This window comes from Pelomonas sp. BJYL3, from assembly GCF_027257975.1.
Classification (GTDB): domain Bacteria; phylum Pseudomonadota; class Gammaproteobacteria; order Burkholderiales; family Burkholderiaceae_C; genus Roseateles_B; species Roseateles_B flavus.
Genome location: NZ_JANZKX010000003.1, coordinates 759,323 through 786,164 on the forward strand (window position 1 = coordinate 759,323; position 26,842 = coordinate 786,164).

Annotated in this window: 19 protein-coding genes and 3 tRNA genes; 2 read left to right on the forward strand and 20 right to left on the reverse strand. The window is 68.9% G+C overall.

Translation table 11 applies throughout. From position 1 onward, the window contains the following. Positions 1 to 10 precede the first annotated feature (10 nt). The 4 genes from tuf to O9Y01_RS13170 all read right to left on the reverse strand — a co-directional run bounded on the left by tuf (position 11) and on the right by O9Y01_RS13170 (position 1,610). Complete coding sequence (gene tuf, locus O9Y01_RS13155) at positions 11 to 1,201, reverse strand: elongation factor Tu (RefSeq protein ID WP_183103973.1); 1,191 nt, start codon at positions 1,199 to 1,201, stop codon at positions 11 to 13. Between the two features lie 48 nt (positions 1,202 to 1,249). After that, positions 1,250 to 1,324, reverse strand: a tRNA-Thr gene (locus O9Y01_RS13160). 72 nt (positions 1,325 to 1,396) lie between these two features. Next, a tRNA-Gly gene (locus O9Y01_RS13165) sits at positions 1,397 to 1,470 on the reverse strand. A 54-nt stretch (positions 1,471 to 1,524) separates the two neighbouring features. Beyond that, positions 1,525 to 1,610: transfer RNA gene (locus O9Y01_RS13170), tRNA-Tyr, on the reverse strand. 604 nt (positions 1,611 to 2,214) lie between these two features. Between O9Y01_RS13170 and O9Y01_RS13175 the strand changes: the two genes are divergently transcribed. Further along, positions 2,215 to 4,845 (forward strand): TonB-dependent receptor, encoded by a 2,631-nt coding sequence (locus tag O9Y01_RS13175; protein ID WP_269632016.1) that lies wholly within the window; start codon positions 2,215 to 2,217, stop codon positions 4,843 to 4,845. 493 nt (positions 4,846 to 5,338) lie between these two features. On the opposite strand, the gene O9Y01_RS13180 is transcribed toward O9Y01_RS13175, so the two are convergent. From O9Y01_RS13180 to O9Y01_RS13215, 8 genes are all read right to left on the reverse strand, one after another. Continuing rightward, on the reverse strand, positions 5,339 to 7,429 hold the full coding sequence (locus O9Y01_RS13180) for a peptidase domain-containing ABC transporter (protein ID WP_269632138.1): 2,091 nt from the start codon (positions 7,427 to 7,429) through the stop codon (positions 5,339 to 5,341). Between the two features lie 5 nt (positions 7,430 to 7,434). Continuing rightward, positions 7,435 to 8,661, reverse strand: coding sequence for an HlyD family secretion protein (locus tag O9Y01_RS13185; RefSeq protein WP_183103971.1), 1,227 nt, complete (start codon positions 8,659 to 8,661; stop codon positions 7,435 to 7,437). A 211-nt stretch (positions 8,662 to 8,872) separates the two neighbouring features. Then, positions 8,873 to 9,145, reverse strand: coding sequence for a hypothetical protein (locus tag O9Y01_RS13190; protein ID WP_183103970.1), 273 nt, complete (start codon positions 9,143 to 9,145; stop codon positions 8,873 to 8,875). A 42-nt stretch (positions 9,146 to 9,187) separates the two neighbouring features. Beyond that, positions 9,188 to 9,445, reverse strand: a complete 258-nt coding sequence (locus O9Y01_RS13195) for a hypothetical protein (RefSeq protein WP_269632017.1) — start codon at positions 9,443 to 9,445, stop codon at positions 9,188 to 9,190. A 213-nt stretch (positions 9,446 to 9,658) separates the two neighbouring features. Next, the gene (locus O9Y01_RS13200) at positions 9,659 to 9,955 is read right to left on the reverse strand and encodes a hypothetical protein (RefSeq protein ID WP_269632018.1); all 297 of its coding nucleotides are present in this window, start codon (positions 9,953 to 9,955) and stop codon (positions 9,659 to 9,661) included. Between the two features lie 72 nt (positions 9,956 to 10,027). Beyond that, positions 10,028 to 11,242: a lanthionine synthetase LanC family protein gene (locus O9Y01_RS13205; protein ID WP_269632019.1), complete on the reverse strand. Its 1,215-nt coding sequence runs from the start codon at positions 11,240 to 11,242 to the stop codon at positions 10,028 to 10,030. Continuing rightward, on the reverse strand, positions 11,239 to 14,424 hold the full coding sequence (locus O9Y01_RS13210; RefSeq protein ID WP_269632020.1) for a lantibiotic dehydratase: 3,186 nt from the start codon (positions 14,422 to 14,424) through the stop codon (positions 11,239 to 11,241). Before O9Y01_RS13210 ends, O9Y01_RS13205 begins: the two co-directional genes overlap by 4 nt. 541 nt (positions 14,425 to 14,965) lie before the next feature. After that, positions 14,966 to 16,495: a tryptophan halogenase family protein gene (locus tag O9Y01_RS13215; RefSeq protein WP_269632021.1), complete on the reverse strand. Its 1,530-nt coding sequence runs from the start codon at positions 16,493 to 16,495 to the stop codon at positions 14,966 to 14,968. Positions 16,496 to 16,829: 334 nt separating this feature from the next. On the opposite strand from O9Y01_RS13215, the gene O9Y01_RS13220 reads away from it, so the two are divergent. Further along, entirely contained in the window at positions 16,830 to 17,834 is a 1,005-nt protein-coding gene (locus O9Y01_RS13220) for a hypothetical protein (RefSeq protein ID WP_269632022.1), read from the forward strand. 81 nt (positions 17,835 to 17,915) lie between these two features. Here the strand turns inward: O9Y01_RS13220 and O9Y01_RS13225 are convergent, their stop codons facing one another. From O9Y01_RS13225 to O9Y01_RS13260, 8 genes are read right to left on the reverse strand one after another with little or no spacing between them, the layout of a single operon-like run. Then, complete coding sequence (locus O9Y01_RS13225) at positions 17,916 to 18,986, reverse strand: acyltransferase family protein (RefSeq protein ID WP_269632023.1); 1,071 nt, start codon at positions 18,984 to 18,986, stop codon at positions 17,916 to 17,918. 23 nt (positions 18,987 to 19,009) lie between these two features. After that, the gene (locus O9Y01_RS13230; RefSeq protein ID WP_269632024.1) at positions 19,010 to 19,894 is read right to left on the reverse strand and encodes a glycoside hydrolase family 16 protein; all 885 of its coding nucleotides are present in this window, start codon (positions 19,892 to 19,894) and stop codon (positions 19,010 to 19,012) included. Between the two features lie 52 nt (positions 19,895 to 19,946). After that, positions 19,947 to 21,269, reverse strand: a complete 1,323-nt coding sequence (locus O9Y01_RS13235) for an MFS transporter (protein WP_269632025.1) — start codon at positions 21,267 to 21,269, stop codon at positions 19,947 to 19,949. A gap of 31 nt (positions 21,270 to 21,300) precedes the next feature. Beyond that, positions 21,301 to 22,788, reverse strand: coding sequence for a beta-N-acetylhexosaminidase (nagZ, locus tag O9Y01_RS13240; protein WP_269632026.1), 1,488 nt, complete (start codon positions 22,786 to 22,788; stop codon positions 21,301 to 21,303). Positions 22,789 to 22,801: 13 nt separating this feature from the next. Then, the gene (locus O9Y01_RS13245; protein ID WP_269632139.1) at positions 22,802 to 23,812 is read right to left on the reverse strand and encodes an SIS domain-containing protein; all 1,011 of its coding nucleotides are present in this window, start codon (positions 23,810 to 23,812) and stop codon (positions 22,802 to 22,804) included. Positions 23,813 to 23,825: 13 nt separating this feature from the next. Next, positions 23,826 to 24,956, reverse strand: a complete 1,131-nt coding sequence (gene nagA / locus O9Y01_RS13250; protein ID WP_269632027.1) for an N-acetylglucosamine-6-phosphate deacetylase — start codon at positions 24,954 to 24,956, stop codon at positions 23,826 to 23,828. Next, positions 24,953 to 25,693: a GntR family transcriptional regulator gene (locus tag O9Y01_RS13255; RefSeq protein WP_183103958.1), complete on the reverse strand. Its 741-nt coding sequence runs from the start codon at positions 25,691 to 25,693 to the stop codon at positions 24,953 to 24,955. Before O9Y01_RS13255 ends, nagA begins: the two co-directional genes overlap by 4 nt. Further along, on the reverse strand, positions 25,690 to 26,631 hold the full coding sequence (locus O9Y01_RS13260) for a BadF/BadG/BcrA/BcrD ATPase family protein (RefSeq protein WP_269632028.1): 942 nt from the start codon (positions 26,629 to 26,631) through the stop codon (positions 25,690 to 25,692). Before O9Y01_RS13260 ends, O9Y01_RS13255 begins: the two co-directional genes overlap by 4 nt. Between the last annotated feature and the right edge of the window lie 211 nt (positions 26,632 to 26,842).

Below are 26,842 nucleotides of genomic sequence, written 5' to 3' on the forward strand. Positions count from 1 at the left end.
CTTTCAAAGATTACTCGATGATGGTGGCAACCACGCCCGAGCCGACGGTACGGCCACCTTCGCGGATAGCGAAGCGCAGACCTTCTTCCATGGCGATCGGAGCGATCAGCTTCACGGTGATGCCGACGTTGTCGCCGGGCATGACCATTTCCTTGTCCTTCGGCAGCTCCACGGCACCGGTCACGTCCGTGGTACGGAAGTAGAACTGGGGACGGTAGTTGTTGAAGAACGGGGTGTGACGGCCGCCCTCTTCCTTGCTCAGAACATAGATCTCAGCGGTGAAGTGGGTGTGCGGCTTGATCGTGCCGGGCTTGGCCAGCACTTGGCCGCGCTCGACGTCTTCACGCTTGGTGCCGCGCAGCAGGATACCGACGTTGTCGCCAGCCTGACCTTGGTCCAGCAGCTTGCGGAACATTTCCACGCCGGTCACGGTGGTCTTTTGCAGATCACGGATGCCGACGATTTCGATTTCCTCGCCAACCTTGATGATGCCGCGCTCGACGCGACCGGTCACCACGGTGCCACGGCCAGAGATCGAGAACACGTCTTCCACCGGCAGCAGGAACGCGCCGTCCACAGCACGCTCAGGCTGGGGGATGTAGCTGTCCAGAGCGTCAGCCAGGCGCATGATGGCCTGCTCGCCCAGATCGCCCGTGTCGCCTTCCAGTGCCAGCTTGGCCGAACCCTTCACGATCGGGGTGTCGTCGCCGGGGAAGTCGTACTTGCTCAGCAGCTCGCGGACTTCCATTTCCACCAGCTCCAGCAGCTCGGCGTCGTCCACCATGTCGCACTTGTTCAGGAAGACGATGATGTACTTCACACCGACCTGACGTGCCAGCAGGATGTGCTCGCGGGTCTGGGGCATCGGGCCGTCAGCGGCCGAGCACACCAGGATCGCGCCGTCCATCTGGGCAGCACCGGTGATCATGTTCTTCACATAGTCAGCGTGGCCCGGGCAGTCCACGTGAGCGTAGTGGCGGTTGGCGGTCTCGTACTCGACGTGCGCGGTGTTGATCGTGATGCCACGAGCCTTTTCTTCCGGCGCAGCGTCAATCTGGTCGTAGGCCTTGGCCTCGCCGCCGAACTTCTTCGACAGCACGGTCGCGATAGCAGCCGTCAGCGTGGTCTTGCCATGGTCAACGTGACCAATCGTGCCCACGTTCACGTGCGGCTTGGTACGTTCAAACTTGCCTTTTGCCATCTTGCGCTCCTGGCGATCAGATCAGAAAAGAGAAGGGGAGAAAGGAGGTGGTGCCCATGACGCGGATCGAACGCGTGACCTCTCCCTTACCAAGGGAGTGCTCTACCACTGAGCCACATGGGCATCGACACGGGTTTGACGACGACGAAAGACGCTTTCATCAAACCGGTGCCGACATGACCTTCAAGCTGCCGCTGGAGCGGGAAACGGGAATCGAACCCGTGTCATTAGCTTGGAAGGCTAAGGTTCTACCATTGAACTACTCCCGCCCGGGAGTTTTCTCTCTGAGCCAGAACCACCGACTCATCGAGTGTGCTTTGCCTTGGTGGAGGAGGCTGGATTCGAACCAGCGTACGCGTAAGCGGGCAGATTTACAGTCTGCTGCCTTTAACCACTCGGCCACCCCTCCGAGGCAAGCCCGCTACTGTAGCACAGCTTTTCCAGATCTCAAGCAACTTTCGAAAACTCTTTCAAGCATTCTTCAAGCACCCGGACCAGAGCCACTGCGCCCCAGCTGCCAGCCTGCTTTCTGGCAAGCTCTCGCGGCTTGCGCCACGAAACATCACCGAAAACCAGACCCGCATCAGCGGAGCCCGCGACTATAGCAGCTTATGCGAAGGCATATCAAGATGACGCCGCCGGACTTGCGCCCGAATGCGCAGGCCCACACACCACAACGAGGCGAGCCTGTCCTGGATCCACCCTCCACTACGCCGCCGATCAACAATACCAATCGACTACCAAGCCAGCCGGCCCACCCCCATGTCCGCCCGCATTCGACGCGGCCGCACCCGGCCGCCCCGCAGCGGTCGCAGCGATGCCACAGCAGGGAAAACACGCCCCTCAAAGTGGTAGCAAAGTGGATCTATTGGTCGTTATAGTGGCATGGCATTGGTTGCATTTGAGGTGTGTATTGGTGGTGTCGTAGTGGGGATGAGTTTTCATCCCGCCCTCTGATGCCAAGTCTTTCAACAGGCCAGACCGAATTCACTGGCCACTAAGAGGAGCAGTTCATGAAGGTCTCAAAGACCCCCATCGCCGCGGCGGTGACCATCACCCTGCTGGGCGTTGCCATGGCAGCGCAAGCGCAGCAGGCTGAGCCGGCCAAGAAGGAAGGCAATCAGCTGGACCAGGTGGTCATCACCGGCATCCGCGCTTCGCTGCAGTCGGCAGCCAACATCAAGCGAAATGCCAACGCCGTCGTCGACGCCGTGACCGCCGAAGACGTGGGCAAGCTGCCGGACTCGGACGTCGGCGAATCGCTGGGCCGCCTGCCCGGCATCACGGTCGGCCGCGCCTTTGGCCAAGGTGCCACCGTGTCGGTGCGCGGCTCTGATCCGCAGATGACCTACACCACCCTGAACGGCCAGAGCGTGGCTTCCACCGGCTGGTACGACCAGGCCACGGTGGACCGCTCCTTCAACTACTCCCTGCTGCCCTCCGAGCTGATCGGCGGCATGGAGGTCTACAAGTCCTCCCAGGCTGACCTGACCGAAGGCGGCATCGGCGGCACCGTGATCGTCAAGACGCGCAAGCCCCTGGACCTCAAGGCCGGCACCGCCTTCGCCAGCCTCAAGCTGGGCAAGGGCACGGTCAGCACCGACCTGTCCAAGGACGTCGCCGGCCTCTACAGCTGGCGCAATGAAGCCAAGTCCTTCGGTGTGCTGGTCGCCGGCGCTGTGGAGAAGAGCGAGTACGTCCGCCGCGGCATCGAATCCGACGCAGGCTGGGCTGGCGACGTGGCCCCGGCCACCTTCGTCCAGGATCGCAAGCGCACGGCCATGAACGTGACGCTGCAGGGCAAGCCGGCTGACAACATCGACCTGGGCCTGAACTACCTGAGCCTGGACCTGACGGGCGACAACACGAACAGCAATCTGTACCTGTTCATGGGTCAGAACGACAGCAACTGCAAGCAGAAGAACGCTGCAGGCCTGTGCGTCAAGGCCGTGGCCGGTGATGCCGACCCCGTCAACACCTTCATGCAGACCTGGGCCCGCCAGGGCAAGATGAGCTCGGACAGCCTGGTGCTGAACGGCTCCTTCCGTGCCGATGGTCTCAAGATCGACGCCGTGGCCGGCCAGACCAAGGCCAAGGGCGGCACCTCGCACACCATGAACTACGGCGTGGGCTGGTGGGATGACGGCCAGAGCCTGCCCAAGTTCAAGGGCACCATCGACGCTACCGGCAAGCAGATCGTGATCTCCCCGACCGTCCCCATGGACGTGAAGGTGTCCAACCTGCCCTCCAAGCTCGTGCCGACCGGCTGGGCCACCGACCAGCAGCAGCCGAACGCCGACAAGGAGAACTTCGCCCAGGCGGACGCCACCTACGACCTGGACTGGAACGGCCTGACCTCCTTCAAGGCCGGTGTCCGTGCGACCAGCCACAAGTACGAGCAGAGCGCCCTGCGCGCCAAGTTCAGCCCCACCGTGGTCTCGGGCAACACCAGCGACCTGTACAGCGGCTCCATCAAGATGGGCCCCAATGGCTGGGACTTCCCCAAGGCCAACCTGGACGCCATGGCCGCCCTGTATGACAAGAACACCGCCTCCTGGACGCCCCAGCGTTCCAGCTTCGCCGAGATCGAGGAGGACAACCGTGCCGCCTACGGCATGTTCGAGTTCGAGAAGGCCGGCTGGCGCGGCAACTTCGGCCTGCGCTACGTCCACACCAACGTGACCGGTCGTGGCTACAAGTTCGACGGCACGCCGCTGGCCGCCAACGATGTGCCCAACAACGACGGCTGGGGCAACACCATCCGCGAGGAGAAGGCCAGCTACAGCGACTGGCTGCCCAGCCTGAATGCGGCCTACAACATCGACAAGAACACGGTGCTGCGACTGGCCGCCTCCAAGGCCATCACCCGCCCCAACTTCGAGTACATGTTCCTGACCAAGCAGGCCGGCTACAACGATGACCGCGTCGGCAACGAGTCCATGACCTTCGGCTCCGTGGGCCTGAAGCCCCAGGCCTCCAAGCAGTTCGACCTGGGCATCGAGTACTACTACGGCAAGGGCAACATGGTGTCCGCCGCGATCTTCCACAAGTCGATCGACAACTTCGTCACGGCCCTGGTCAAGACCAACCAGAAGCTGGGCGTGGTGGATCCGCTGAGCAAGGTCGACAACTGGACCGTCAACCAGTACATCAACGCCGGCGGCGGCAAGATCAACGGCTTCGAAGCCCAGATCAACCACAGCCTGGACAGCGGCTTCGGCTTCGCCGGCAGCTACACCTACGCTGACGCGAAGGCGCCCGCTTCCAGCTACCCGGACGGCCTGGCCCTGTTCACCCAATCGTCCAAGCACACCGTCAACCTGGTGGGCTTCTACGAAACGGAGAACTACACCGCTCGCCTGGCCTACAACTGGCGCTCCAAGTACATGATCCGTGAGACGGGCTACTACAGCTACCGCATGCACGATCCGTACGGTTCGCTGGACTTCAGCGCAGGCTGGAACATCAACAAGAACCTGCGCCTGACCTTCGAAGCCGTCAATCTGCTGAAGAAGGACGACGTGCAGTACGGTGCCGCCGACGCCAGCAACCCGGACGTCAAGGGCAGCATGAAGGTGGGCTACCCGGCCTGGTCCTTCATGGGCGAGACGACCTACCGCCTCGGCTTGAGCGCCAAGTTCTAAGCGATCCTTCGCCTGTAGGCCCCTCAAAGCCCGGCTCAGCCGGGCTTTTTTTCGTCCTGACGTTCTGCGCAGCTGACCAAGCGCTATGTCGTGCCCGATGCAGGGCCTCAGCCCTGGCCGCGACGCCGCCTGCCCGTCACAGGAACGGCGCGGCAGCTGCCCTGGCTGCATGCGCCGAGCCGGTCTTGCACAGCAGAGGCGACCAGCCACCCCGCTGCCGCTCCGGGCTGGTGCCGGCGAGCGCCTGGCGCCTGGGTCGAGCACGCCCGCCGGCATTGAGACGGGACTTCACTTCAGACGTTAGCCACTGGACACACCTGCCGGCGATAGCGCATCCTCGGACGGGCTCACGCCGCCCCACTCAGGGCGTGCAGGCACGCAGGCAAGGGGCCATTGGCGGACGAGCACCCGCACGCACCCGCAGACGCCGGATCAGAGCGTGGCACCTTGACGGCGGCGACGCAGGCCGGCGGACAGTGCGCCAGTGCGGTCCTCAGCGCAGCGCCGGCGCCGCCACCGCCGCGAGCCGGATCACCCGGCCCGCGCGCTCGATGGTCTCCTGGCGGTGGGCAATCACCACGCGGGTGAGGCGCAGGGCCTGGATGGCCTCGTTGACCTGCAGCTCGCGCTGGGCGTCGAGATGGCTGGTGGCCTCATCCAGAAACAGCACGCGCGGCTGCTTGTACAGGGCCCGGGCGAGCAGCAGCCGCTGCTTCTGCCCGCCCGAGATGGCCGCCCCCATGTCGCCGATCAAGGTCTGCCAGCCCATGGGCATGGCCAGCACGTCCTCCTCGACGGCGGCCTGGCGGGCGCAGAGCTGCACACGGGCCAGGTCCAGCTCGGGGTCGCCAAAGGCGATGTTCTCGGCGATGGTGCCGGCAAAGAGCTGGTCCTCCTGCATCACCGCGCCCAGGCACTCTCGCCAGGCCCTGAGGCCGACGGCGCCCAGCGGGCGACCCATCACCAGGATTTCGCCCTCGGTCGGCTGCAGCAGGCCCAGCATGAGCTTGAGCAGGGTCGTCTTGCCGCAGCCCGACGGCCCCACGATGGCCACCGACTCCCCGGCCTCCACGCGCAGACTCACGCCGTCCAGAACCCAGGGCTCGTTCGCTGCATAGCGGAAACGCACCTGTCGCAGCTCGATGTCGGGCACCGCATCGCTCGGCAGGCCGGTGCCCCCCGCAGGCTCGGGCTCGCTGAGTACGATGTCTGCCAGCCGCTCGCGCTGGATGCGCAGCATGCGCACCTGGAAACCGAGGTCGACCAGGGCGCTGATGCGCCCGCTGAACTGGGTCTTGTAGGCGGCGTAGGCGAAGCTCATGCCGATGGACAGCTCGCCCTGGATCACCAGCAGGGCGCCCAGGTACACCACCGCGATGTTCTCGGCGCCGAAGACCAGGGTGTTGGCGCTCTGGTAGAGCGTCGACAACCGCTGCGTGGCCAGCTCACGGTTGCTGGTGTTCACCAGCAGATTGAGCCAGTGCGCCAGGCGCTCGTCCTCGCGGTTGAAGAGCTTGAGCGACTGCACGCCGCGCACGGATTCCAGCAGATGCCCATCCTGCCGCGCGGCATGGACGATCTGCTCCTCGTTGGCCTGCCTGAAGGGCTCATAGGACAGCACGCGAATCAGCACATAGGCCGCCAGCGCCAGCAGGGTCACCGCGGCCAGCTTGAGGCTGTAGACCAGCATCATCACCAGCGCCACGCCGGCCATCAGCCCGTCCAGCACCGCATTCAGGGCGGCCGAGGTCAGCGTCTGCCGGATGTTCTGGATGGCGCCGAAGCGCGAGATCACGTCGCCGAGATGGCGCCGCATGAAGTAGTCCATGGGCAGGCGCAGCAGCTTGCTCAGCACGCCCGCCGCCCACTGGAGGTTCAGCTGGGTGGAGAAGTAGATCACCATCCAGCTGCGCAGTGTGCTGATGGCCAGCTGCAGCAGCATCAGCATGCCGAAGCCGATCGCCAGCACCTGGAGCAGGTCGGTGTCATGCTGGACGATCACGCCGTCCAGCACCCATTGCTGGAAGAAGGGGGAGACCACCGCGAGGATCTCCAGCGCCAGCGACAGCATCAGCACCTGCAGCACCGAGCGCCTGAGGCCGCGCACCTGGCCCACCAGCTGCCCGAGGCTCACAGCCGGCTTGGGTTCGCTGCGCTGGAAGTCCGGCATGGGCGCCAGCTCCAGCGCCACGCCGGTGAAATGCCGCGATGCCTCGGCCAGGCCCAGCCGGCGCACGCCCTGAGCCGGGTCGTGGATGAGCAGTTCCCGGCCGCTGACCCGGCGCAGCACCACGAAATGGTTCATGTCCCAGTGCAGGATGCAGGGCAGCTGCAACTGCGGCAGGTCCTCCAGTTCCAGGCGGACGGCGCGCGTGGAGAAGCCCTGCGCCGTGGCGTGCTCCATCAGCTGCTTGAGGTTCATGCCCTTGGCCGAGGCCTGGAGCTGCTGGCGCAGCGTCTGCACCTCGACCCAGCGGTCGTGGAAGCAGCTGATCATGGCCAGGCAGGCCAGCCCGCACTCGGCGGTCTCGGCCTGCTGCAGCATGGGCAGCCGGGCGCCGAATCCGAATCGCAATCCCTGCATCAGGTTCACAGCCGCCCCTTCAAGGCCAGCATGGGCTCGAAGATCCACTCGATCAGGCGCCGCTGGCTCAGCATCACATCGGCCTCCACTTGCATGTCGGGCTGCAGCGGCACCGGCTCACCGTAGGCCATCACCTGCTGGCGAGGCAGGCTCACCAGCACCCGGTAGCTGCGCTCCCCGCCGCCCGCGGCCGCGCCCTGCCCGGCCGCCCGGGCGAGCTCCTTCACCACGCCCTGCTGCTGGCCGAACTTCTGATACGGGAAGGCGGCGTAGCGCAGGTTCACGCGCTGGCCCGTCCGCACGAAGGCCGCTGCGCTGGAGGGCAGCTGCAGCTCTGCCAGCAGCTGCGAGCCCTGCGGCAGCACCAGACCCAGTTCCTGACCGGGCTGCACCAGCTGGCCCGGGTGTGCGCGCAGCGAGGTCAGCACGCCATCCACCGGCGCGGTCAGCACCCATTCGCGCCGCCCTTGCGCCTCGGCCAGTTCCTGGTCGAGTGCGGCCAGCTGGCGCCGGGCCTGGGCGCGGGGGCCGTCGTCGCGCAGGGCCTGGGCCTGCAGGTCCAGCTGGAGCGCCTGCAGCTGGGCCTTGAGTTCGTGCTCGCTGCGTTCCAGCACCGCGAGCCGGGCCTGCTGGTCCAGGACCTCGTCAGCACGCTGCTGCAGCTGCAGGGGGCTGGCAAAGCCGGTGCGCTGCAGCTCCTCGTAGCGCTGCAGCGTGGCCTGTGCGGACTGCAGGCGCCTTCGCTGCAGGGCCTGCTCGGCCTGGGCGCGTGGCAGCGCCTGCTCGAGCTCGCGCTGCTTCTGTCGCAGCGCCTGGGCCTGGGTCTGGGCCAGTGCGTCCAGCAGCCTCAGCTCGCGTTCAAGACCGCTGCGCTGCTCCTGGAGGCTGCGCACGGCCTGCTGGCTCAGCTCGCCCTTGAGCGATTGCCGCTCGGACCGCAGGCGGAACAAGACCTGACCCTGCCGCACGGCATCACCTTCGCTGGCCCTCACCTCGGCCAGCAGGCCGGGCTGAAGGGCACTCAGCGGCACCAGTCCCTTGTCCGGCACCAGATGGCCGCTCACGCGGGCGCGCTGCGTGTAGCTGCCCAGGAACAGAAGCACCAGCACGCCCAGGCCCAGTGCCAGCGCGGCCGAGGACATCCACCAGAAGCTGCGCGGGCTGCGCAGCAAGACCTGACCCTGCGCATGACCGCGCCGCAGGTGATCGAGGGCGGCTTGACGAAACAGCATGTGGGGGACTCGCTCGGGTCGGTGACGGAATCGGCGTCCGCACGCCCGGCGCTGGGGCCGGCGCGCGTCCGCGGGAAAGGGGAATCGGGAGGCGAGTGGATGCCCGATGGCATCCACTCGCGATCAAGCCGCCATCAGCCGCTCAAGCGCTGCTGTCGGACGGCGACGGGGCCCACCGAGGCGGTCCCGGGCCGATGGCAGGCCGCCTGCATCAGCACAGGTAGCTGGCACCGCCGCCGCAACGCGGCGTGCGCGACACCGGCGGGCAGGCGCTGGTGGCGCAGGCACCGGTAGCGGGCGGGCAGGTCTGCGTCTCAGGCACGCCCGTGGGGCAGCCCGAGGCCGCATTGATGGTCATGCAGGGGCGGTTGGTGGGGTCGTCGCCGCAGGCGGCGATCGAGGTGTAGCCACCGGCCACGTCGGTCAGCTCGTTGGCGCCCAGTTGGCGCACCGAGGTGGTGGACAGCTTCAGCTTCTTGCTCATGGTCAGTCTCCTTGATGGATGTCGTGAAAGGCGCCGCAGCGCTCAGATGCACCAGCCCTTGGTGACGTTGGTCGTGGGCGCAGGGCAGTTGGTGGTGGCCGGCGGGCAGGTGGCCGTGGCCGGCGGCGGGCAGTAGTTCGTCTGGCAGGGGTTGTTGGACGGGCAGGGGCCGCAGTAGGCGTTGGACAGCGAGGTGTTGCCGGTCGGGCCGCCGTCAGCGCCGGCCACCTGGCCGACTTCAGACGAGGACAGGCTGCGCACCGAGGTCGTGCTCAGTCGCAGGCGGGTGGAGTTGCTCATGGATGATCCTTTTGGGAGAGGAAGGCAGCGCAGGCGCTGCCGCGGAGAGTCGCCGGGGCCGTTCACGGCGGCCCGTCGGCGGCGGCACCTGGCATTACGGGAGCTCCGTGCAGCTCCGGGAACACCAAAGTGCCCAGGGCGCCGCCCTGCGCTCAGGCCCGGCCGAGCCCTCCTGCACGGCGGCGTGTTCAGGCATCGAGCCCGGGCCGCGAATCAGGCCCAGGGCACACAGACGGCGCCCGTGGGAGCGCAGCCGCGGTCATGCGTGGGCGACACGCAGGTCGGGAGGCTCGCCGGCGGGCAGCCCCCGGTGGCGGGCGGGCAGTCGGCCGTCGCCGGAGGGCAGGTGTTGCTGACGGGGCAGCCCACGGACCAGCCCGCGCAGCCGGCCTGCGCCGGCCCCGTGTAGGAGATGGGCGGCGTGTAGCCCCCGGCCACGCCCTGCTGCTCGCCCTCGTTGAGATGCCGGATGGAGGTCGTGCTCAGCCCCAGCTTGTTGCTCTTGCTCATGGTTCTTCCTTGCGTGATGAGCCGCCTTGAACTGCTGCCTGCGCGGCTCGAAAGCAGGCACTGCGTCAGTCGTCAGGCCGGTGCGCTCGCCCGGGCCTGAAGGGCTCGGCGTCCGGCCAGAAATGGCAGGCTCCAGTGCAGCGCGGGGGTCAGGTCTTGCCCCAGCTCGGCCAGCACCAGGGCGAGCCCAGCATGACCTTCGAGCAGGCTCAGATCCGGCGCTGCGTCCGCCTCCAGCGCCGCCAGCAGGCCGCCCTCGCCCTCCAGGGCGTGCTGCCGCTGGAAGCGGGCGGCCATCTCGGCCCGCTGCGGGGCCAGCTGGCGCAGCAGCCAGGCCGAGCCGATGCTGCCGTGGCACAGCCAGGCGTCGGAAAAGCCCAGGCTCGGCAGCGGGCGTCGAGAGAGCGACTGCAGCAGGCGCTCCACCCAGGCCTCCAGGCCCGGATCCGCCAGCGCCTGCGCCGACAGCTGCAGCGCTGCGGCCATGCCCAGATCGCCATAGCACCAGGCGCAGCGCGATCCGCCCGCCTCTTCCGCCGCCACGCCGAAATGGGCCGGCCCGCCCTGCTGCTCATGGCGCCTGAGCGTCTGCACGCTGCCCAGCAGCAGCTCACGCCCCTGCGCGGCGCCACTGGCCCCCACGGCCTGGGCATAGGCCAAGGCGGCCAGCACGCCCGCCTGCCCGTGCGCAACGCCGAGGTCCGTGCACCCCGTGGGATGCACATCGCCCATGGGAAATCCGCGTATCCAGGCGGCGGGGGTGAACCAGGACAGGCCGCCCGCGCCGTCCGGCCGCGCCTGGGCAGCCAGGCGCCGGAGGCAGGCCTCGGCCAGGGGCAGGTCCCCGCCCTGCTGCTCGCGATAGGCCGCGTAGACGAGCAGGCCGCTGAGGCCGCCGATGAGGTCGAAGTGCTCGGGCAGCCCCTCGCCACTGCGCAGGCATTCCATCAGGTGCTCGTCCGCGTCCCGGGCCATCTCTTCCGCCATGCCCAGCGCATGGACGCGGTCCAGCTCCAGCGCGGCGAACAGCAGCCCCTGGACACCCTGGAACAGGCCGTGCGGGTAGCGCGGAAGCTGGGACAGCAGGCGCGCCAGGCGCTCGGCCAGCCAGCCCGCGTCGAGGCTGGGCGGGGCACCGCGCGCCACGGCCAGCTCATCGAGTGCGGCCAGCGCCAGGAGCTGCCCGGCGGCACCGCGCGCATAGGTGGCATCGCGCCAGTCCTGGTCCAGTGCCCGGCGCAGATGCCCGCGCACGGTCTCGATCAGGCGAAGCTGGGCCGGGCTCATGCGGCCGGCTCCGCGGCGGCCACGGGGGCTCGCCGCGCCTGGCGGGCGCGCAGCAGGCGCCTCGCGAAGTCATAGAGCAGGGTCTCGTGGCGACGCGGCTCGCTGGGCGCCAGGCGGTTGCAATGCATGTGCAGCAGGCTTTCGAGGACCTGCTCGCGCTGCGCCTGCGGCAGCGTCTGCAGCTGCACCTGCAGCGCCTGCAGCAGCGGCTCACGGCGTGGTGCATGCAGGGCCAGCACCGCCAGCCATCGGCCGAGGCTGCCCTCCCCTTTCTGCAGCCCTTCCAGCTCGCGCCTGAACTCCCGGAAGCGGGCGCCGATGGCCACCAGCGCTGCCGAGCGGCCCGCACTGCCGGCCTGCTCCTCCAGGAACTGCCGGGCCAGCTTGTCCAGCAGAGCCTCGCGCCGTGCCGGGTCGGGGCACAGCTGGCCGGCATAGGCATCGAGGGAGGCCAGGGCATGGAGCCAGCGCGGTGCCGCCTCCACACCGGCTTCGCCAGCCTCGGCTTCGAGGTCCAGCAGGGCCAGCAGCTCGTCCGAATCCACGGCAAAGAGCTGCTCCGCCAGCGCCAGGCCACCGGCGCCCCCGTAGCGCTGCAGCTCCGGCAGGTAGTCGTCCGTCTGCACGCGCCACAGCAGGCCGCGCCGCTGGGCCTGCGCCAGGCTGGACTGCAGCCGTTCGTGCAGCTGCACCAGGGTGTCGCGGTCGCGGGCGCGGCAGCGCAGGCGCAGGTGCTCGAAGCTGTCCTGATAGCGCACGACGAACCAGGCCTTGAGCTGGCCCTGCGACTGGGCCTCCCGCATCAGCGGTGCGACGTGCTCGCGCAGCACCCGGTCGGCATAGCCCGCGCCGGTGTAGAGGCGCAGATAGATCCAGTCATCCAGGCAGGGGCGGCGCTCGCCTTCCGCCACCAGCGCCTCACGCTCCGGATGCCAGGCTGCGGGCTGCGCCGGCGCCGCCGCGCGCTTCGGGCGCCGCAGTGGCAGCAGCCATTCCTGGCTGTGCTGGTCGAAGGCCTGGTGCTGCTGCGCAGCGTTGAGGGCCAGGCACTCGTGCAGCAGGGCCTGCGGCAGCTTGATGATCTCGTCCAGCAGCAGGGCGACCGATCCGGGGTTGTCCAGGTCCACCGGCAGGTGGTTGTCGTGCTGGTCCCAGGTGACGAAGCGCGGCAGCCCGCGCTCGGCACGCCAGGCACTCAGGCTGCCTTGCGCGGCGGCCTTGTTGAGGGCCTCGATGCCGGGTGCATCCAGCAGCCAGCGGGCGCGCGCCAGGATCAGCCCCTCGCAGGCCACCCGCGGCAGGAAGGGCAGGTGCTGGACGGCCTGGGGCCAGGCAAAGCCCATCCAGGGGCCGTCTTCGTCCTGCAGCCCGGCCAGGAACTCATAGGTGCCCAGCTGGCGGGCGCTGTAGTTGTGGGCGCTGCTGAGACGCGGGATGACGCGGCGGCCGCTGCGCCGCTCGCGCAGCACGAAGCGATCGCCCACGAGCTGGATGCTGAGGTCGCTGAGCCACAGCTGCTGCTCGCGCGGCTTGTCGCTGCTGCCGGCATAGACGAGCTCGTGGCTGGCCAGGGCCGGGCGGCGCAGGATGTTGAGCAGGCGGTCCTGCGGGTGGTGGATCAGCTCGGCATAGAGGCAGTCCGGCTGCTCGTCGCGGTCTTCGCGGGCATAGCGGGCGGCGGCCTCGGTCAGCTGCGGGCTCAGGTGGCAGAAGCGGGCGACCAGCTCCAGGCCGTTGCGCCCGCCCAGACCGCGCAGCTCGAACTGGGGCGCCTGCCCGGCCGGCGCCGGCAGGCGCGCGACCTGGGCATAGAGGCCCTCGGGCAGGGTCGGTTCGGCTGGCTGGCCCAGGCCCTTGAGGTCCTCCGTGCTCAGTTCGATGGGCTCACCTTGCCCGCCCTGCGCGAAGAGCCGGCTCAGCACCAGGCGTTCCAGCGGCAGCATGGGCAGCGCAGCGCCGCCCTCACCGCCGCCAGCGCCGCCCAGCTTCAGGCCCTCCAGCAGAGGGGAGGCCAGGCTGCCGCGGTTCGGATAGGGCAGGCCCAGCTCCGGATGCAGCGCGTAGGCCAGGTTGACCTCGCGCTCCTCGAAGCGCTCGCGGAACAGGCGCTTGTAGTCCTGCCGCTGGGCCGTGCGACGGGCCGTGAGCGCCATCACCGTCTGCAGCCGGCTCACCAGGCTGGCCACCAGGGCCGGGTCCAGCCGGGCGGGGCGCGGGTCCAGGGTGTCGATCTGCAGGACGCCGCGGCTCAAGTCCTCGCTGCCGATCTCGGCCTCGATACGCTCGCGCAAGGCCTGGTAGGCCGGCACCAGGGAGGCCTCGCTGTCCGCCTGGGCCCGCAGGCCCTGAAGATGCCGCTGGATGTCCAGCAACGCCTCCAGCGCCGGATGCGGCGACGTCCGGGCCAGGGCCTGATCAAGGCTGCAGCCCGGGCTGGCCGTGGGAGCCAGCAGAGGCTGGAGCAGGCGGCGGTCGATCAGCTCGTGCAGGAAGTCCGCAGCCTCCGCCGGCTCGACCTCCAGCTGCCGGCACAGCAGCCCGCTCAAGGTGGCGAAGGCTTGCGGGACCTGGGCGCCATCCAGCAGCAGCTGCAGGGCCTCGCCATGGACGAGTTCGACGGCGCGGTAGCTGCGCTGGCGGTTGGCCTGGTAGATCCAGTCCACATAGCTGAGGTGCTCACCGCAGCGCACCGCCGTGTTGCTGATCTGCCAATGCAGCTGCTCACGCCAGCCGCGGTCCTGCAGGGCCCGCTCCAGCAGGCAGGCTTCCACGCCGCTGTCCAGGTGGATGCCGCGCTGCAGGGCCTGCGTCGTCGGGGCGGATGCGGGAGCCGGCTCGGCTTCCTCGTGCGCCCCCGTCGTCGCCAGCTGGACCTGGGCGAAGAGTCCGAAAGGCGTGCAGCGGTAGGCCGCGCGGCTGAGGAAGCGCGCCAGGCTGGCGACCAGCTTCTTGCGCTCCGTCGGCAGGCGGCTGACCTCCCCCACGCCCTGCCTCAGCTCCAGCAGGCGGGCATGCAGAGAGGGGCTGGACACATACAGTCCCTCTTCCAGCCACGGCTGGGCATACAGGGACAGGATGAAGGACTCCGGGTCCTCGCTCCGCTGCCAGTCCTGGAAGTGCCGCAGGGGCAGCAGGGGGCGGCGCAGCACGGCGAAGCCCGCCGGCGCGATCAGCTCTTTCATGGTCTCCCTCCGAGACGAAACGAATGACGCCGGAGATCCACCACAGCCGCAGGCCAGGCCCCGGCCGCGGATCTCCGTCCTGCACGATGTGCTGGCGCCGTGTTTCCGGCGCTCGACACCAGACCCTGCACAGGCGGCCGCGCCTGCGTCAGAGCACCCCCGACCCAATCCATTAGGTCAGCGCCCTGACATCAGCACACCGCCTGATGCCCCGCCTTCCCGGCCACCTCGCCACTGAGCCAGCAAAGCACCAATCAGGATCCAGTTTCTATATTTGAATACCAATTTAATACCTGCACAAATCCAGCGCAAGCATGGAATCCAGGGGAATGCGCCCCCGGCTGCCCCACCTGTCAGTTCTTACAGGTCAAGGGAGTGGCCCGGTTTCAGCGCACGAACAGACCGGGCGGACAGCCGCCTGCAGGGAAGCGCGCCGCTGCACCGGCTCCGTGCCGGCGAAATCATGCGGAACGTCGAAGCGCGGCGCAGGCGGCCGGGGCCCGGCCGCCTGCCGATGCGCGGAAACGCCTGAACCGCGGGCTCAGCCGCGCGCCTGCGCGGCGGCGGCGCGCAGGCCATCGAGCCACTCGCGATGGGACGGCAGGCTCTCCACCAGACGGCGGGCGCGCGCCTCGACCTGGGCCAGCTGCTGGCGCGCCTCCCGGCGCTCGGCCTCGCCGATGGGGAAGCCGCGGGTGGCGAACTTCATGCCATAGAGCACGTACAGGTAGTTCTCGACGCTGAAGAGCTCGAAGCGGCTCCCGAAGTCCGTGGCCTGAGGCGGGGCGACGCGCCATTTCGCCAGGCGCTCGCGCAGGACCTCGGACAGGTGGCCGGGCTGGCGGTTGTCGAGCCAGAAGTCGGAATCGCTGCGGTCCGACAGGTGGTAGTGCAGCTGGACGAAATCGATGATCCGTTCCCAGGCCTGCCCGGTCGCTTCATTGAAATGGCGCCGCAGCGCGGGCTCATCGCCCCGCTGGCGGGGGAAGTTCCGGGACAGGAGCTGGGCCGAGAAGTCCGTCAGCAGGATGGACGTAGCCTCCAGCGGTTCGACAAAGCCCTGCGCCAAGCCCAGGGCCACGCAGTTGTGGCTCCACATCTGCTGGCGGTAGCCGATCTTCATGGCGATCTTGCGCGGCACGAAGCCGGCCTCGGGGCGGCCGAGGTAGCGCGCGAAGGCGGCCACGGCCTCGTCCTCGCCCATGTAGGCGCTGGCGTAGACGAAGCCGGTGCCGCGGCGCTGGGTCACGGGGATGTCCCAGATCCAGCCCGCGCGGTGGGCCGTGGCCAGGGTGTAGGGCGCGATGGGCTCGTCGGGGCCGAAGGGCACCTGCTGGACCAGGGCGGTGTCCGTCAGCACCTGGTGCGACTTGTCCACGAAGGGCACCTTGAGCACGCCCTGGGTCAGCAGGGAGGCGAAGCCGCTGCAGTCCACGTAGAAGTCGAAGGCCAGACGCTCGCCGCTGCGGGTGCGCAGGGCCGCGATGCTGCCGTCGGCCGCGCGCTCGGCGCCGACGATGGTGGCGAGCTGGTGCCGGACACCAAAGCGCTGCTGCGCATTGCGCGAGAGGAGCTGGGCGAACTGCTGCGCGTTGACGTGATAGGCGTAGTCGGCCTCGCCCACATAGGGCCCGGAGGAGATCTGCTTGGGACTGCGCCCAGCCTCCGAGAGGCGGGCCGCGACGGACACGTCGTCGAAGGGCCGCCCGCCGCTGTCCTCCAGCCAGGCGGGCGTCACGTCCAGCCCGCCGGGGAAGGGCGAGGCAAAGGCGTGGAGGTAGTGGTGGTCGGCGCCATGCCGGGCCGCATCCAGCCAGCCCTGGAAGCGGATGCCGGTCTTGAAGGTGGTCTCGCAGGACAGCATCAGCTCGGCCTCGCCAATGCCGAACTTCTGCAAGGACTGCTTGATGAAGGGCACCGTGCCTTCGCCCACGCCGATGATGGGCACCTCGTCCGACTCGATGACCGTGATGCTCAACTCCGGATCGGCCAGCAACTCGCGCCCGAGATGGTTGGCCGCCAGCCAACCCGCGGTGCCGCCGCCGATGATGGCAATCGTCTTGATCTTCATGGGCTGGAATCCTGGTTGGTATTCAAGTGGTAGTCAATCGTCATCTACCATGAATGAGCTCGAAGCCTCCGGCCTAGCATGGAGGCTCCGTCACCGTCTGCCGTCAACCCGCGGATCGCACAGTCCTTCAGAACCTCGCAACTCTTGCAGTGTTGCCGCCCTCGGCTTTTTGCCATCCTTCCGCCGCGCCGGACCCGCAAGGGCCGGGGCCATCAGGCACCCGCCCTACCCCTTGCCCGCCGCAGACGGGAGCGGTGTGCTTGACCAAGATCGGGGAAGGCGGCGGCGCCCATGCATGGGCGCACGGCCACGTCACAGGCGGGAATGAGGATCTATGCAGCGACAACACCTGCTTCTGGGGGCCCTGGCCCTGGCTTTCACGGGAGCGGCTCAGGCCGATTGGTCTCCCCGCATCCAATCAGGCCAGTATGTGGCCACCGTCAGCTATGGCGGCGGCAGTCTGAGCTACGCGGAAGACTGGCGCAGCGGTGGACCGCTGGGCACCCTCGCCGGACAGATGAAGGCCGTGCCCTACAGCATGCAGAACGGCCTGAACGAATTCATGCGGGCGTCGGCTGCCAGCCAGGGCGTCAACTTCCAGAGCGGCACGCTCTCCGGCGATGTCAACGTGCAGATTCAGCCGCAAGCCAACGGCACGGTACTGATGACGCTGGGCGGCGTCCGCTATGACGCCTACACGCAGTTCAGCGGCAAGCGCTGGGGCATCATCTCGTACAGCTGCGTCAACCATGCCTCCCTGGCCAATCTGCAGGTCACGGCCCAGTACGGCGCGGCAACCGGCGAGCTGCCCTCCGACAAGATCGGCGTGACCGCCAATGTGGGGTCCTCGACCGACTGCGACTCCAACCTCAGCTGGATGCTGCCCATCCTGGGCAACATCATCATCAACAAGGCCGAGGGCAAGATTGACCAGGGCGTGCTGGACGGCGTCAAGGGCTCCCTGGGCATGGTCAAGGACGGCCTCTTCTTCGGCCGCGACCAGAACTACCTGACTGGCCTGAACAAGCTGATTCCGGCCGACAAGGTGGTGACGCTGCCCAATGGCCAGACCTTCCCCATCGGCCAGTACGTCAACAACAACCTGGCCTACCTGATCGCCAACAGCCAGGTCAGCGTGCAACTGGGCAAGGGCGCGGTGGTCCAGGGTGTCTACGGGACCGGCGAGCCCACGTCCGACATCATCAGCGGCAATGTCATCACCCTGAATCTGAGCGCGCCGGGCATGAACTTCACGGTGAACCTCACCGAGAGGCTGAATGTGATGTGGCAGTGGAAGTGCAGCCTGCGCGACCCGACCAAGTCCTGCCCCATCCCCTGATCGACCTCCGCGTCGTCAGCAGGGCCGGCTCGCAAGGGTCGGCCCTTCTTCTCGTGCGCGCCCCCCGTGCGGTGGCCGGACTCAGAGCTTCCAGTACCAGCCCCGCCGGTCCAGCGCCCAAACAATGCCGCTCCACAGCGCCACGAAGGCCAGGGCGAAGCTCAGGGACTGGACCTCGGGGCCGAGGGCCGTCCCGATGGGGGAGAACAAGCCGCCGTACAGCGGCCCCATCCAGCCAAAGCCTTCCAGGAAGACCGTGCACATCCAGGCCCCCGCATAGGCGGCCATGGCATTGACGCCGAAGGCCCGCCCCAGCGGCGGCAGGCCGCGGCGGTCCACCAGCTCGTTGGCCAGGGCCAGGGCCGCGAAGGCCCAGCCGCCGGTCCAGAGGACGAAGCTGGGCGTCCACAGCTGCTTGTTCCAGGGCACCCATTGCGTGGCCAGTGCGCCCAGCAGGAGCAGCAGGGCCGCGGGCATCCACAGGCTGCGGCCACGCCCCTGGCGCAGGCGCTCTCCGGCGATCAGGCCCAGCACCGTGCTGGCCAGGGCGCCCAGGGTGCTGAGCAGGCCCTCGGGGTCGTGACCCAGGCCGCTCGCCGCATCCCACAGGTAGTTCCAGCGGCCCAGGATCAGGCTGTCCAGGCGCGAGGCCAGATTGGTCTGCGGCTCCCAGCCGCCGCCCCAGGCCATCAGGCCACCATAGCCGATCAAAAGCGCAGCCAGCACGGACCAGCGCGCACGTTCGCTGCGCCAGGCGGTGCCCAGCAGGGCCGCGAAGGCCAGGCACAGGCCGATGCGCTGCATCACGCCCATCAGCCGGTACTGCGGCTTGTCCATCAGCCACCAGGCCAGCAGGTGCAGCACCAGGCCCAGCACGAAGACCTTCAACGCACGCTTCAGCAGAGGCGGCAGCAGCAGGCCGGCCGGCTCGCCACGGCTCCAGCGCCCGCCCGTGGCCAGGCTCAGGCTGGCGCCGGCAATCAGCAGGAAGAAGGGGAAGATGAGGTCGGTGGGCGTGCAGCCGTTCCAGGCGGCGTGCTCCAGGGGCCAGAACACATGGTCCCAGTCGCCCGGGTTGTTGACCAGCAGCATGGCGGCCACGGTCAGGCCGCGCAGGGCATCGACGGAGGCCAGACGGGAGTTCGCAGTCATCGGGATTGGCGCAAGGCGCGGGCTCAGAAATCGCAGCGGCTGTCCAGCGCGGGCTGTGCGGCGGGCACGGTGTCCTCGCGGCCCCTGCCCTGGCGGCGGTAGGCGGCCACGGCCGCCTCGACCTGCGCCAGGCTCAGGACCTCGTTGCGCGCATGGAAGACCCAGTCCACGTCCTGCTCGTAGCGGCGTACCGGGCCGCCTGCGGGCAGCAGGCCGCCGGGCGAGAACCACAGGTTGAAGTTGATGGACATGGGCACCACCGGGTAGTTGCGCCCGCCATGCTCGGCCACCTGGCGGCCGTCCAGGAAGAGCCGCACACGGCCGCCGGCCACCTGCATCAGCAGCACGTGCCAGGCCGCATCGCCCGCCCCCAGCGCGCCCATCTCCTCATGCGAGCCGTTGTAGGCCAGCCAGGGTTCGATGCGCACGGTCTGCCAGCTGATGCCGTAGAGCCGCGTCTTCTCGCTGCCCCAGCCGCCGTTGGGCAGGTACTCCCAGTCGATCTCGCTGAACTCCGGGTCGAAATCGTGGCGCAGCGGCGCGACGGCGTAGAAGGTCTGGATGACGGGATCGCCGTCCGCGCCCTGCACCGGCGCGTCGCTGAAGCGAAGGCGAGCGGCGTAGGTCCCCTCGTGGAACTTGCGCTGCTGGCACAGCTGGGCCTGGCGGGTGCCGGGGCCGGTGCCGTCGGTCTCGGCCACCAGGCGCAGCAGGCGGTTGCCCTTGTGCGCGGGATCGTCGAGCAGCCGCAGCTGGGATTCGCCCCACTGCGCGCCGGGCACGCCTGGGTGGCCCGGCGCCGTGCGAGCCGTCCAGCCGGCGGCCTGCAGGCCGGCCAGGTCGGCATCGCTGAAATCGTCAAAAAAACGGCCGGCCCCGCTTTGCGCGGAGGCCGGCCCAAGAGACAAGGCAAGCACAAGGCCTACCACATGAAGAACGTGAGCACGCATGCCGGAACGCTCAGCGACCCGCCGGCAAGGCGCTTGCCTGGGGAGCCGCGTCCGGGGTGGCGGCGGCCTGGCCCTGGGGGAAGCGGACGAAGAAGTACAGCAGCAGGGCCGGGGCACCGCAGGCGATGGTCCAGAGGAAGAAGCGCTCGTAGCCCAGCGCCAGCTGCACGTCCCCGCTGAACGAACGGGCCAGGATGAAGCCCAGCTGCATCACGCCCGAGCCCAGCGCGTAGTGCGCGGTCTGGAAGCGGCCGGGGGCCACCACCTGCATGATGAAGAGGATCATGCCGACGAAGCCGAAGCCGTAACCGAACATCTCCAGCGCGATGGCCGCGCCGATGTGGATGATGTCAGTCGGGCGTGCCGCAGCCAGGTAGTAGAAGGTGACGCTGGGCACCGCCATGGCCAGCAGCAGCACCGGCATGGCGCGGCGCAGGCTCAGCCTCGACGTGAAGTAGCCGCCCAGGATGCTGCCCACCAGGAAGGCGGCGGTGCCCACCGTGCCGTAGACGCCGCCCGTCTGTTCCTGCGTCAGTCCCAGCCCGCCCTTCTCGCGCGCCTCCAGCAGGAACAGGGGCCCGATGGTCTGTACCTGGCCTTCCGCCAGGCGGAACAGGACGATGAAGAGCATGAAGCCCCAGATGCCCGGCTTGCGCAGCAGGTCGGCAATCACCTCCACCAGGGTCTGCCAGACCGCCGAGGCTCCGCCCTTGGGCGCCTGTGCGGGCAGCGGGTTGGGCAGCGCGACGGCGTTGTAGCTGGCCAGCAGGGCCAGCAGCACGCCCAGCATCACGAAGATGCTCGTCCAGGCATTGCTCAGGCCGAAGCGCTCGGCCAGCAGTCCGGCGAGGATCAGCAGGCCGCCCTGCGTGAGGAACTTGGAGGCGTTGAAGAAGGCCCCCTGCCAGCCCGCGTAGGCGGCCTGCTCCTTGTCCGACAGCGAGGCCATGTAAAGGCCGTCGCAGGCGATGTCATGGGTGGCCGAGGCATAGGCCAGCACGAAGAACACCGCCAGCGAGGCCCCGAACCAGCTGGGCAGCTGCAGCGTCAGGGCCACCGCCAGCAGGCCGGCCGCCCCCAGGAACTGCATGCTCACGACGATGCGCTTCTTGCTGGGAATCAGCTCCAGGAAGGGGCTCCACAGCGGCTTGAAGGCCCAGGCCAGGCCGATGAGGCTGGTCCAGCGCGCGATCTGGTCGTTCTCCACGCCCAGCGTCTTGTACATCATGCTGGCGATCAGCATGACCACGAAGAACTGCAGGCCCTGCACGAAGTACAGGCTGGGCACCCAGCGCAGGGGGCTGGCCGAAGAGGAGTCCTGGATCGCGCTCATGGCTTGTCCTTGTTGTGGTTCGACGCGGGCCTCAGCCCAGGCTCACCGGCGATGCGGCCGTCGCGGCCAGCTCGCCCTGCAGCCAGCTCTTCAGCGCGGCCAGCGCGCCGTCCGCATAGCCCCAGCTGACGACGGTGGGGCCCTGCACATCGAGCGCCTGGAAGGGGTTCCACAGCACGAGGTGCAGGTCCGGCTGCCAATGGCCGGCATTGGCGCCGTAGCGCATCCGGTGCGTGGAGGCGACGATGGTCTGGCGGCCGTCCTGCGGTACCTGCGACCAGTCCAGGCCCAGCAGGTCGTCCAGCATCACGATCTCGGCGTCCGCGAAGCCGCTGAACAGGCCGGCGATCTGGGCGCCGGTCGGGCCGGCCTCGCTGACCATGTCGGTGGGCACGTCGGTCTGCACGTAGACGCGCAGCGGCGCATGCAGCGCAGGCGCCTTCGCGGCGCGCAGGGCCGTCAGGCCACGGGCCCAGGCCTCGGCCATCAGCGCGCCGTCGGCCTCGCGGACGGCGCCGCCATAGTCGTCGTGGCTGACCGGATAGGCCCGCGCCAGGCGGTCCAGGCGATCGCGCGCCCGGGCGCCCTGCGCCGGCGTCAGCTCGCCGCGGGCGAAGGCCTCGCGCAGGGCACGCAAGGACTGACCCTGCTCTTCCAGCGAGCCCTGGGCCAGGATCATGTCGGCACCGGCCTGCAGGGCCAGCACGGCGGCGCGGTCATAGCCGTAGCGCTCGCAGATGGCCTTCATCATCAGCGCATCGGTGATCACCACGCCCTCGTAGCCCCACTCCTTGCGCAGGATGCCGCCGAGGATGGTGGCGGACAGCGTGGCCGGGTACTCGGGGTCGATCTGCGGGTAGACGATGTGCGCCGTCATCACCGCCGGCGCGATCTCGCGCAGGGCGTGGAAGGGGCGCAGCTCCAGGGCATCGAGCTCGGCACGGCTCTTGTCCACCGTGGGCAGGGCCAGGTGGGAGTCCACATGCGTGTCGCCATGGCCGGGGAAGTGCTTGACGCAGCAGGCCACGCCCTCGCGCAGCGAGCCCCACATCCAGGCGCCGGCCAGGCGGGTGACCTCGTCGGCGCGCTCGGAGAAGCTGCGCTCGGCGATCACCGGGTTGGCCGGGTTGTTGTTGATGTCCAGCACCGGAGCGAAGTTCCAGTTCACGCCGATGCTGCGCAGGCCGCGGGCCACGGCGGCGCCCACGCGCTCGCACAGCTCGCTGTCGCCCGCCGCGCCCAGGGCCATGGCCGAGGGCGCCTGAGGCAGGAAGGTCGCACGCACCACGGAGCCGCCTTCCTGATCCAGGCCGATCAGGGCGTGGGGGCCCATCACCTCGCGCAGCTCGCGGGTCAGCTGGCGCACTTCCTCTTCCGTGCCCAGGTTCTTGCGGAACAGGCAGACGGCGCGGATCTTGTGCTCGCGCAGGAAGGCCGCGGTGGCGGCGTCCAGGGTCTTGCCCTGGATGTCGACCATCACCAGCTGGCCGGCGTCTTCGGGCGTGAATGCTTGGGTCATGACGGCGCCTCGCTCAGTGGGTCTTGGTGACCTTGGCCAGGTGGCGCGGCTGGTCGGGGTTCAGGCCGCGGGCGCGGGCCAGGGCCTCGACCATGGGATAGAAGCTCTGGATGGCGGCAATGGGGTCGAGGTCCTCGTTGCCGGTGCAGGCCAGCGGCAGCTCGGCACCGGGCGTGCCGGCCGGCGCGGCCAGCAGGACGCGGGCACCGCGGCCGCGCATTTCCTCGGCCAGGGCCACGAGGCCGGCCTGGGCCGGGCCGCGCGGCGCGAAGACCAGCAGCGGGTAGCCCTCCTCCACCAGGGCCATGGGGCCGTGCTTGACCTCGGCGCCGGAGAAGGCCTCGGCCTGGATACCGCAAGTTTCCTTGAACTTCAACGCGGCTTCCAGTGCGATGGGCAGGCTGGTGCCGCGGCCGATCACGAAGAGCTTGTCCGCGCCGCGCAGCGCTTCCACGGCGGCATCCCAGCGCAGGCCGGCGGCCTTGACGAGGTCGTCGGGCAGCTGCTGCAGGGCGGCGGCCAGGTCCTCATCCCCCTGCCAGGCGGCGACCACGCGGGCGCCGGCCACCAGCTGCGCGATGTAGCTCTTGGTCGCGGCCACGCTGTTCTCGGGACCGGCATGCAGCGAGAAGACATGCTCCGCTGCGGCGGCCAGGGGCGAACCCTCGGCGTTGACGAAGGCCACGGTGCGTGCCCCGCCTTCACGGAAGAAGCGCGTCGGCGCCACCAGATCCGGGCTCTGGCCCGATTGCGAGAAAGCCAGGGACACCAGGCCCTCGCAGGCGATCTTGCTCTGGTACAGCGTGATCAGGGACATGGGCAGCGAGGTGACCAGCCGGCCCAGGCGCGCCATCACCAGGTAGGCCATGTAGTGGGCCGCGTGGTCCGAGCTGCCACGGGCAACGGTCAGCAGGCTGCTGGGCGGCGCGTCGCGCAGCGATTCACCCAGGGCCGCATAGGCGTTCTGGTCAGCGGCCAGCTGGCGCGCAACAGCCGCGGGCGCCGACAGGCACTCCTCCAGCATGCGGGTCTTGATATCAAGCGAGGTCAATTCCATCTCCTTCAACGACCACGCCTTGCACCTGCAAATCACGGTCCAACATCACAAAGTCCGCCCAGGCGCCGACAGCCAGGCGGCCGCGGTCCCCGAGTCCCAGATAGTCCGCGGCATGGGTCGAGACGCGACGCGAGGCGTCCGCCATCTCCAGCCCCAGCCCCACCAGATTGCGCAGCGCCTGGTCCATCGTCAGCGTGCTGCCGGCCAGCGTGCCGTCGGGCAGGCGCACGCCGCCCATGCACTTGGTGACGCGGTGGCGGCCCAGGCTGTACTCGCCATCGGGCATGCCCGCGGCAGCGGTCGAGTCGGTCACGCAGAACAGGCAGGGGATGGAGCGTAGGGCCACGCGCACGGCACCTTCATGCACATGCAGCAGGTCCGGGATGATCTCGGCGTAGCGCGCATGGGCCAGCGCGGCGCCCACCATGCCAGGCTCGCGGTGATGCAGGCCCGTCATGGCATTGAAGAGGTGGGTGAAGCCGCCGGCGCCGCGCTGCAGGGCCTCGACGCCGTCTTCGTAGGTGCCCAGCGTGTGGCCGATCTGCACCTGGAAGCCGGCCGCGCGCAGCTGCTCGGTGAGGTCCAGATTGCCGGGCAGCTCGGGCGCCAGCGTGATCAGGCGGATGGGGGCCAGGGCGTGCAGGGCCTGCACTTCGGCCAGCTGCGCGGCGCGGGCGAAGTCGGGCTGGGCGCCCAGCTTGCCGGGATTGATGTAGGGGCCCTCGAGATGCACACCCAGCACGCGGGCGGCCTGCGGCTCGCGCTCGCGGCACACAGGGCCCAGGGCCGACAGGGCCGCGCGGATCTCGTCCATGGGCGCGGTCATGGTGGTGGCCAGCAGCGAGGTCGTGCCATGGCGCACATGCAGCCGGGCGATGGCCCGGGCGGCGTCGCCACCTTCCATGGTGTCCCGGCCGCCGCCGCCGTGCACATGCACGTCGATGAAGCCGGGGAGGATCAGGGGCAGATCCTGAGATCCGTGGCGGACCTCGTACTCGGTGACCGCCTCACCCTCGATGCGGGTGATGCGGCCCCCTTGATGCTCCAGCACACCGCGGACGAATCCCGCAGGTGTCAGTACGAATCCGTCAGTGCGCTGTGCTTCGGTCATCCATCCCGCCTCATCTCCGCAACGAAGTCGTAGTAGTCGCTGCGGCAGTACGAATGGGTCAGCTCCACGGCCTGACCCGATTCCAGATAGCCCACCCGTGTGATGAACAGCACGGCCTGACCCACGGGCACTTCCAGCAGGCTGGCAAGGCGGGAGTCGGCGTTGATGGCTCGAATGTGCTGGAGCGCGCGCACCGGGGCGCCGCCCAGGCGGCCCAGGTGCTCATAGAGCGAGGCGCTGACGGACTCGGGGTCCGGCAGCACCGCCTCGGGCAGCACGCTCACTTCGTAGGCCATGACCACGGCATCGGCCAGGCGCAGGCGCTCCAGGCGCGCCACGCGCTGGCCGGTGGTCAGGCCCAGGGAGAGTTGTTCGTCCGGCGCGGCCAGCGAGAAGCCGCGCGTCAGCCAGCGCGAGCTCGGCTTGAAGCCGCGCTGGTGCAGTTCCTCCGAGAAGCTCGTCAGGCGCGACAGCGGCTGCTCAAGCTTGGGGGCGATGTAGTTGCCGGAGCCGCGCTTGCGGATGATCAGGCCCTGCTCCACCAGGCGGTCGATGGCCTTGCGGGCCGTCACGCGGGAGAGGTCCAGGGACTCGGAGAGCACCCGCTCGGAGGGCAGGGCTTCATCGGCCTGGTAGTGGCCTTCGCGGATCGCCTGCGCCAGCTTGTGGGCCAGCTGCATGTACAGCGGCGAGGCGGCTTCGGGATCAGGCTTGAATTGGAACGGCAGCTTTGTCATCGTGTACCCGTCTTGTCGTTGAGTGCACTGCCGACCAAGAGCAGTGCGCCGTCGGCCGAATCTCCTTGGGACTCGACGCAACGGGCACGAATGTTGCCTGAGAAATGGGCCAAAAGACGCTTGGCGATGCTGCCGGCCAGGGCGAGGGGCAATTCCTCCTGGGGATCGAGGCTGTGGGCCAGCTGCTCCAGGGCCACCACGGCCTGCATGCGAAGAGCCTGGGCCGGTTTGTCGCCCGCCTCGGCGGCGTCCAGGACCCGCGGCGCCAGGGACGCGAAGCCGTGCTGGCCCGCCGCGGCACACCAGGCCAGGATGGACTCGCGATCACGGCCCGCCACCTCCCATACGGCCAGGGCCAGCTGGCTGACGGGCACCCGCCCGTCCATGGCCTGCTGGGCATGCCCCATGGCGCGCAGCCCCAGCCAGGCGCCGCTGCCCTCGTCACCGGTGATCCAGCCCCAGCCCGAGGCGATGCCCCGCGAGCCATCGGGCCGCAGCACCTCGCCCACCGTGCCGGTGCCGGCCGCCACCACCACGCCCGGGCGGCCGCCATGGGCGCCCAGCACGGTGGTGAAGCCATCGTTCTCCAGCAGTACCGCGGCGAAGCCGGGCTGCGTGCGGATGAAGTCCTGCGCGTCGGCCAGCAGATTGGCCCCCGACAGGCCCGCGCCCAGCGCGCATTCGGCCAGCGGCACCGACGACAGGCCGGCCTGCCCGGCCGCCTGCTGCAGGGCGTCCAGGATGTGGCGCCAGGCCTGGGCCACGCCCTGCCCCAGCGCCGAAGGCCCGGCCTCGCCCTGACCCAGCACGCGGCCGGCGGCGTCCGCCAGCTTGACCCGCGTCCCGGTGCCGCCGCCATCCACCCCCACGTGGTAGCGCACCGCGGCCAGCGCCTCAGCGCGCGCCAGGGTGTGATGCAGAGGCAGGGGCTTGTTCATAGTAATACCAGTTTAGTACCAGAATTAGCCGAGCGTCAATTGGTATTGCACTGGCTTACATCCAAATCCACCCACTCAGCCGATCCACCGGCGATGCCTGGCTTTGATCGCGGTTTCACGGGGTAGCAGACAGGTGCGAACGGGTATCGCACCAAGTGGAACAATACCAGTTTAGAACCAAGTTCGGCATGGGGCTGGCCCCAGGGTCTAC

What these genes read in the sequence shown, in the direction of transcription:
- tuf (WP_183103973.1), bottom strand. Translation starts at nt 1,201, where the DNA reads ATGGCAAAAGGCAAGTTTGAACGTACCAAGCCGCACGTGAACGTGGGC.
- O9Y01_RS13175 (WP_269632016.1), top strand. Translation starts at nt 2,215, where the DNA reads ATGAAGGTCTCAAAGACCCCCATCGCCGCGGCGGTGACCATCACCCTG.
- O9Y01_RS13180 (WP_269632138.1), bottom strand. Translation starts at nt 7,429, where the DNA reads ATGCAGGGATTGCGATTCGGATTCGGCGCCCGGCTGCCCATGCTGCAG.
- O9Y01_RS13185 (WP_183103971.1), bottom strand. Translation starts at nt 8,661, where the DNA reads ATGCTGTTTCGTCAAGCCGCCCTCGATCACCTGCGGCGCGGTCATGCG.
- O9Y01_RS13190 (WP_183103970.1), bottom strand. Translation starts at nt 9,145, where the DNA reads ATGAGCAAGAAGCTGAAGCTGTCCACCACCTCGGTGCGCCAACTGGGC.
- O9Y01_RS13195 (WP_269632017.1), bottom strand. Translation starts at nt 9,445, where the DNA reads ATGAGCAACTCCACCCGCCTGCGACTGAGCACGACCTCGGTGCGCAGC.
- O9Y01_RS13200 (WP_269632018.1), bottom strand. Translation starts at nt 9,955, where the DNA reads ATGAGCAAGAGCAACAAGCTGGGGCTGAGCACGACCTCCATCCGGCAT.
- O9Y01_RS13205 (WP_269632019.1), bottom strand. Translation starts at nt 11,242, where the DNA reads ATGAGCCCGGCCCAGCTTCGCCTGATCGAGACCGTGCGCGGGCATCTG.
- O9Y01_RS13210 (WP_269632020.1), bottom strand. Translation starts at nt 14,424, where the DNA reads ATGAAAGAGCTGATCGCGCCGGCGGGCTTCGCCGTGCTGCGCCGCCCC.
- O9Y01_RS13215 (WP_269632021.1), bottom strand. Translation starts at nt 16,495, where the DNA reads ATGAAGATCAAGACGATTGCCATCATCGGCGGCGGCACCGCGGGTTGG.
- O9Y01_RS13220 (WP_269632022.1), top strand. Translation starts at nt 16,830, where the DNA reads ATGCAGCGACAACACCTGCTTCTGGGGGCCCTGGCCCTGGCTTTCACG.
- O9Y01_RS13225 (WP_269632023.1), bottom strand. Translation starts at nt 18,986, where the DNA reads ATGACTGCGAACTCCCGTCTGGCCTCCGTCGATGCCCTGCGCGGCCTG.
- O9Y01_RS13235 (WP_269632025.1), bottom strand. Translation starts at nt 21,269, where the DNA reads ATGAGCGCGATCCAGGACTCCTCTTCGGCCAGCCCCCTGCGCTGGGTG.
- nagZ (WP_269632026.1), bottom strand. Translation starts at nt 22,788, where the DNA reads ATGACCCAAGCATTCACGCCCGAAGACGCCGGCCAGCTGGTGATGGTC.
- O9Y01_RS13245 (WP_269632139.1), bottom strand. Translation starts at nt 23,812, where the DNA reads ATGCTGGAGGAGTGCCTGTCGGCGCCCGCGGCTGTTGCGCGCCAGCTG.
- nagA (WP_269632027.1), bottom strand. Translation starts at nt 24,956, where the DNA reads ATGACCGAAGCACAGCGCACTGACGGATTCGTACTGACACCTGCGGGA.
- O9Y01_RS13255 (WP_183103958.1), bottom strand. Translation starts at nt 25,693, where the DNA reads ATGACAAAGCTGCCGTTCCAATTCAAGCCTGATCCCGAAGCCGCCTCG.
- O9Y01_RS13260 (WP_269632028.1), bottom strand. Translation starts at nt 26,631, where the DNA reads ATGAACAAGCCCCTGCCTCTGCATCACACCCTGGCGCGCGCTGAGGCG.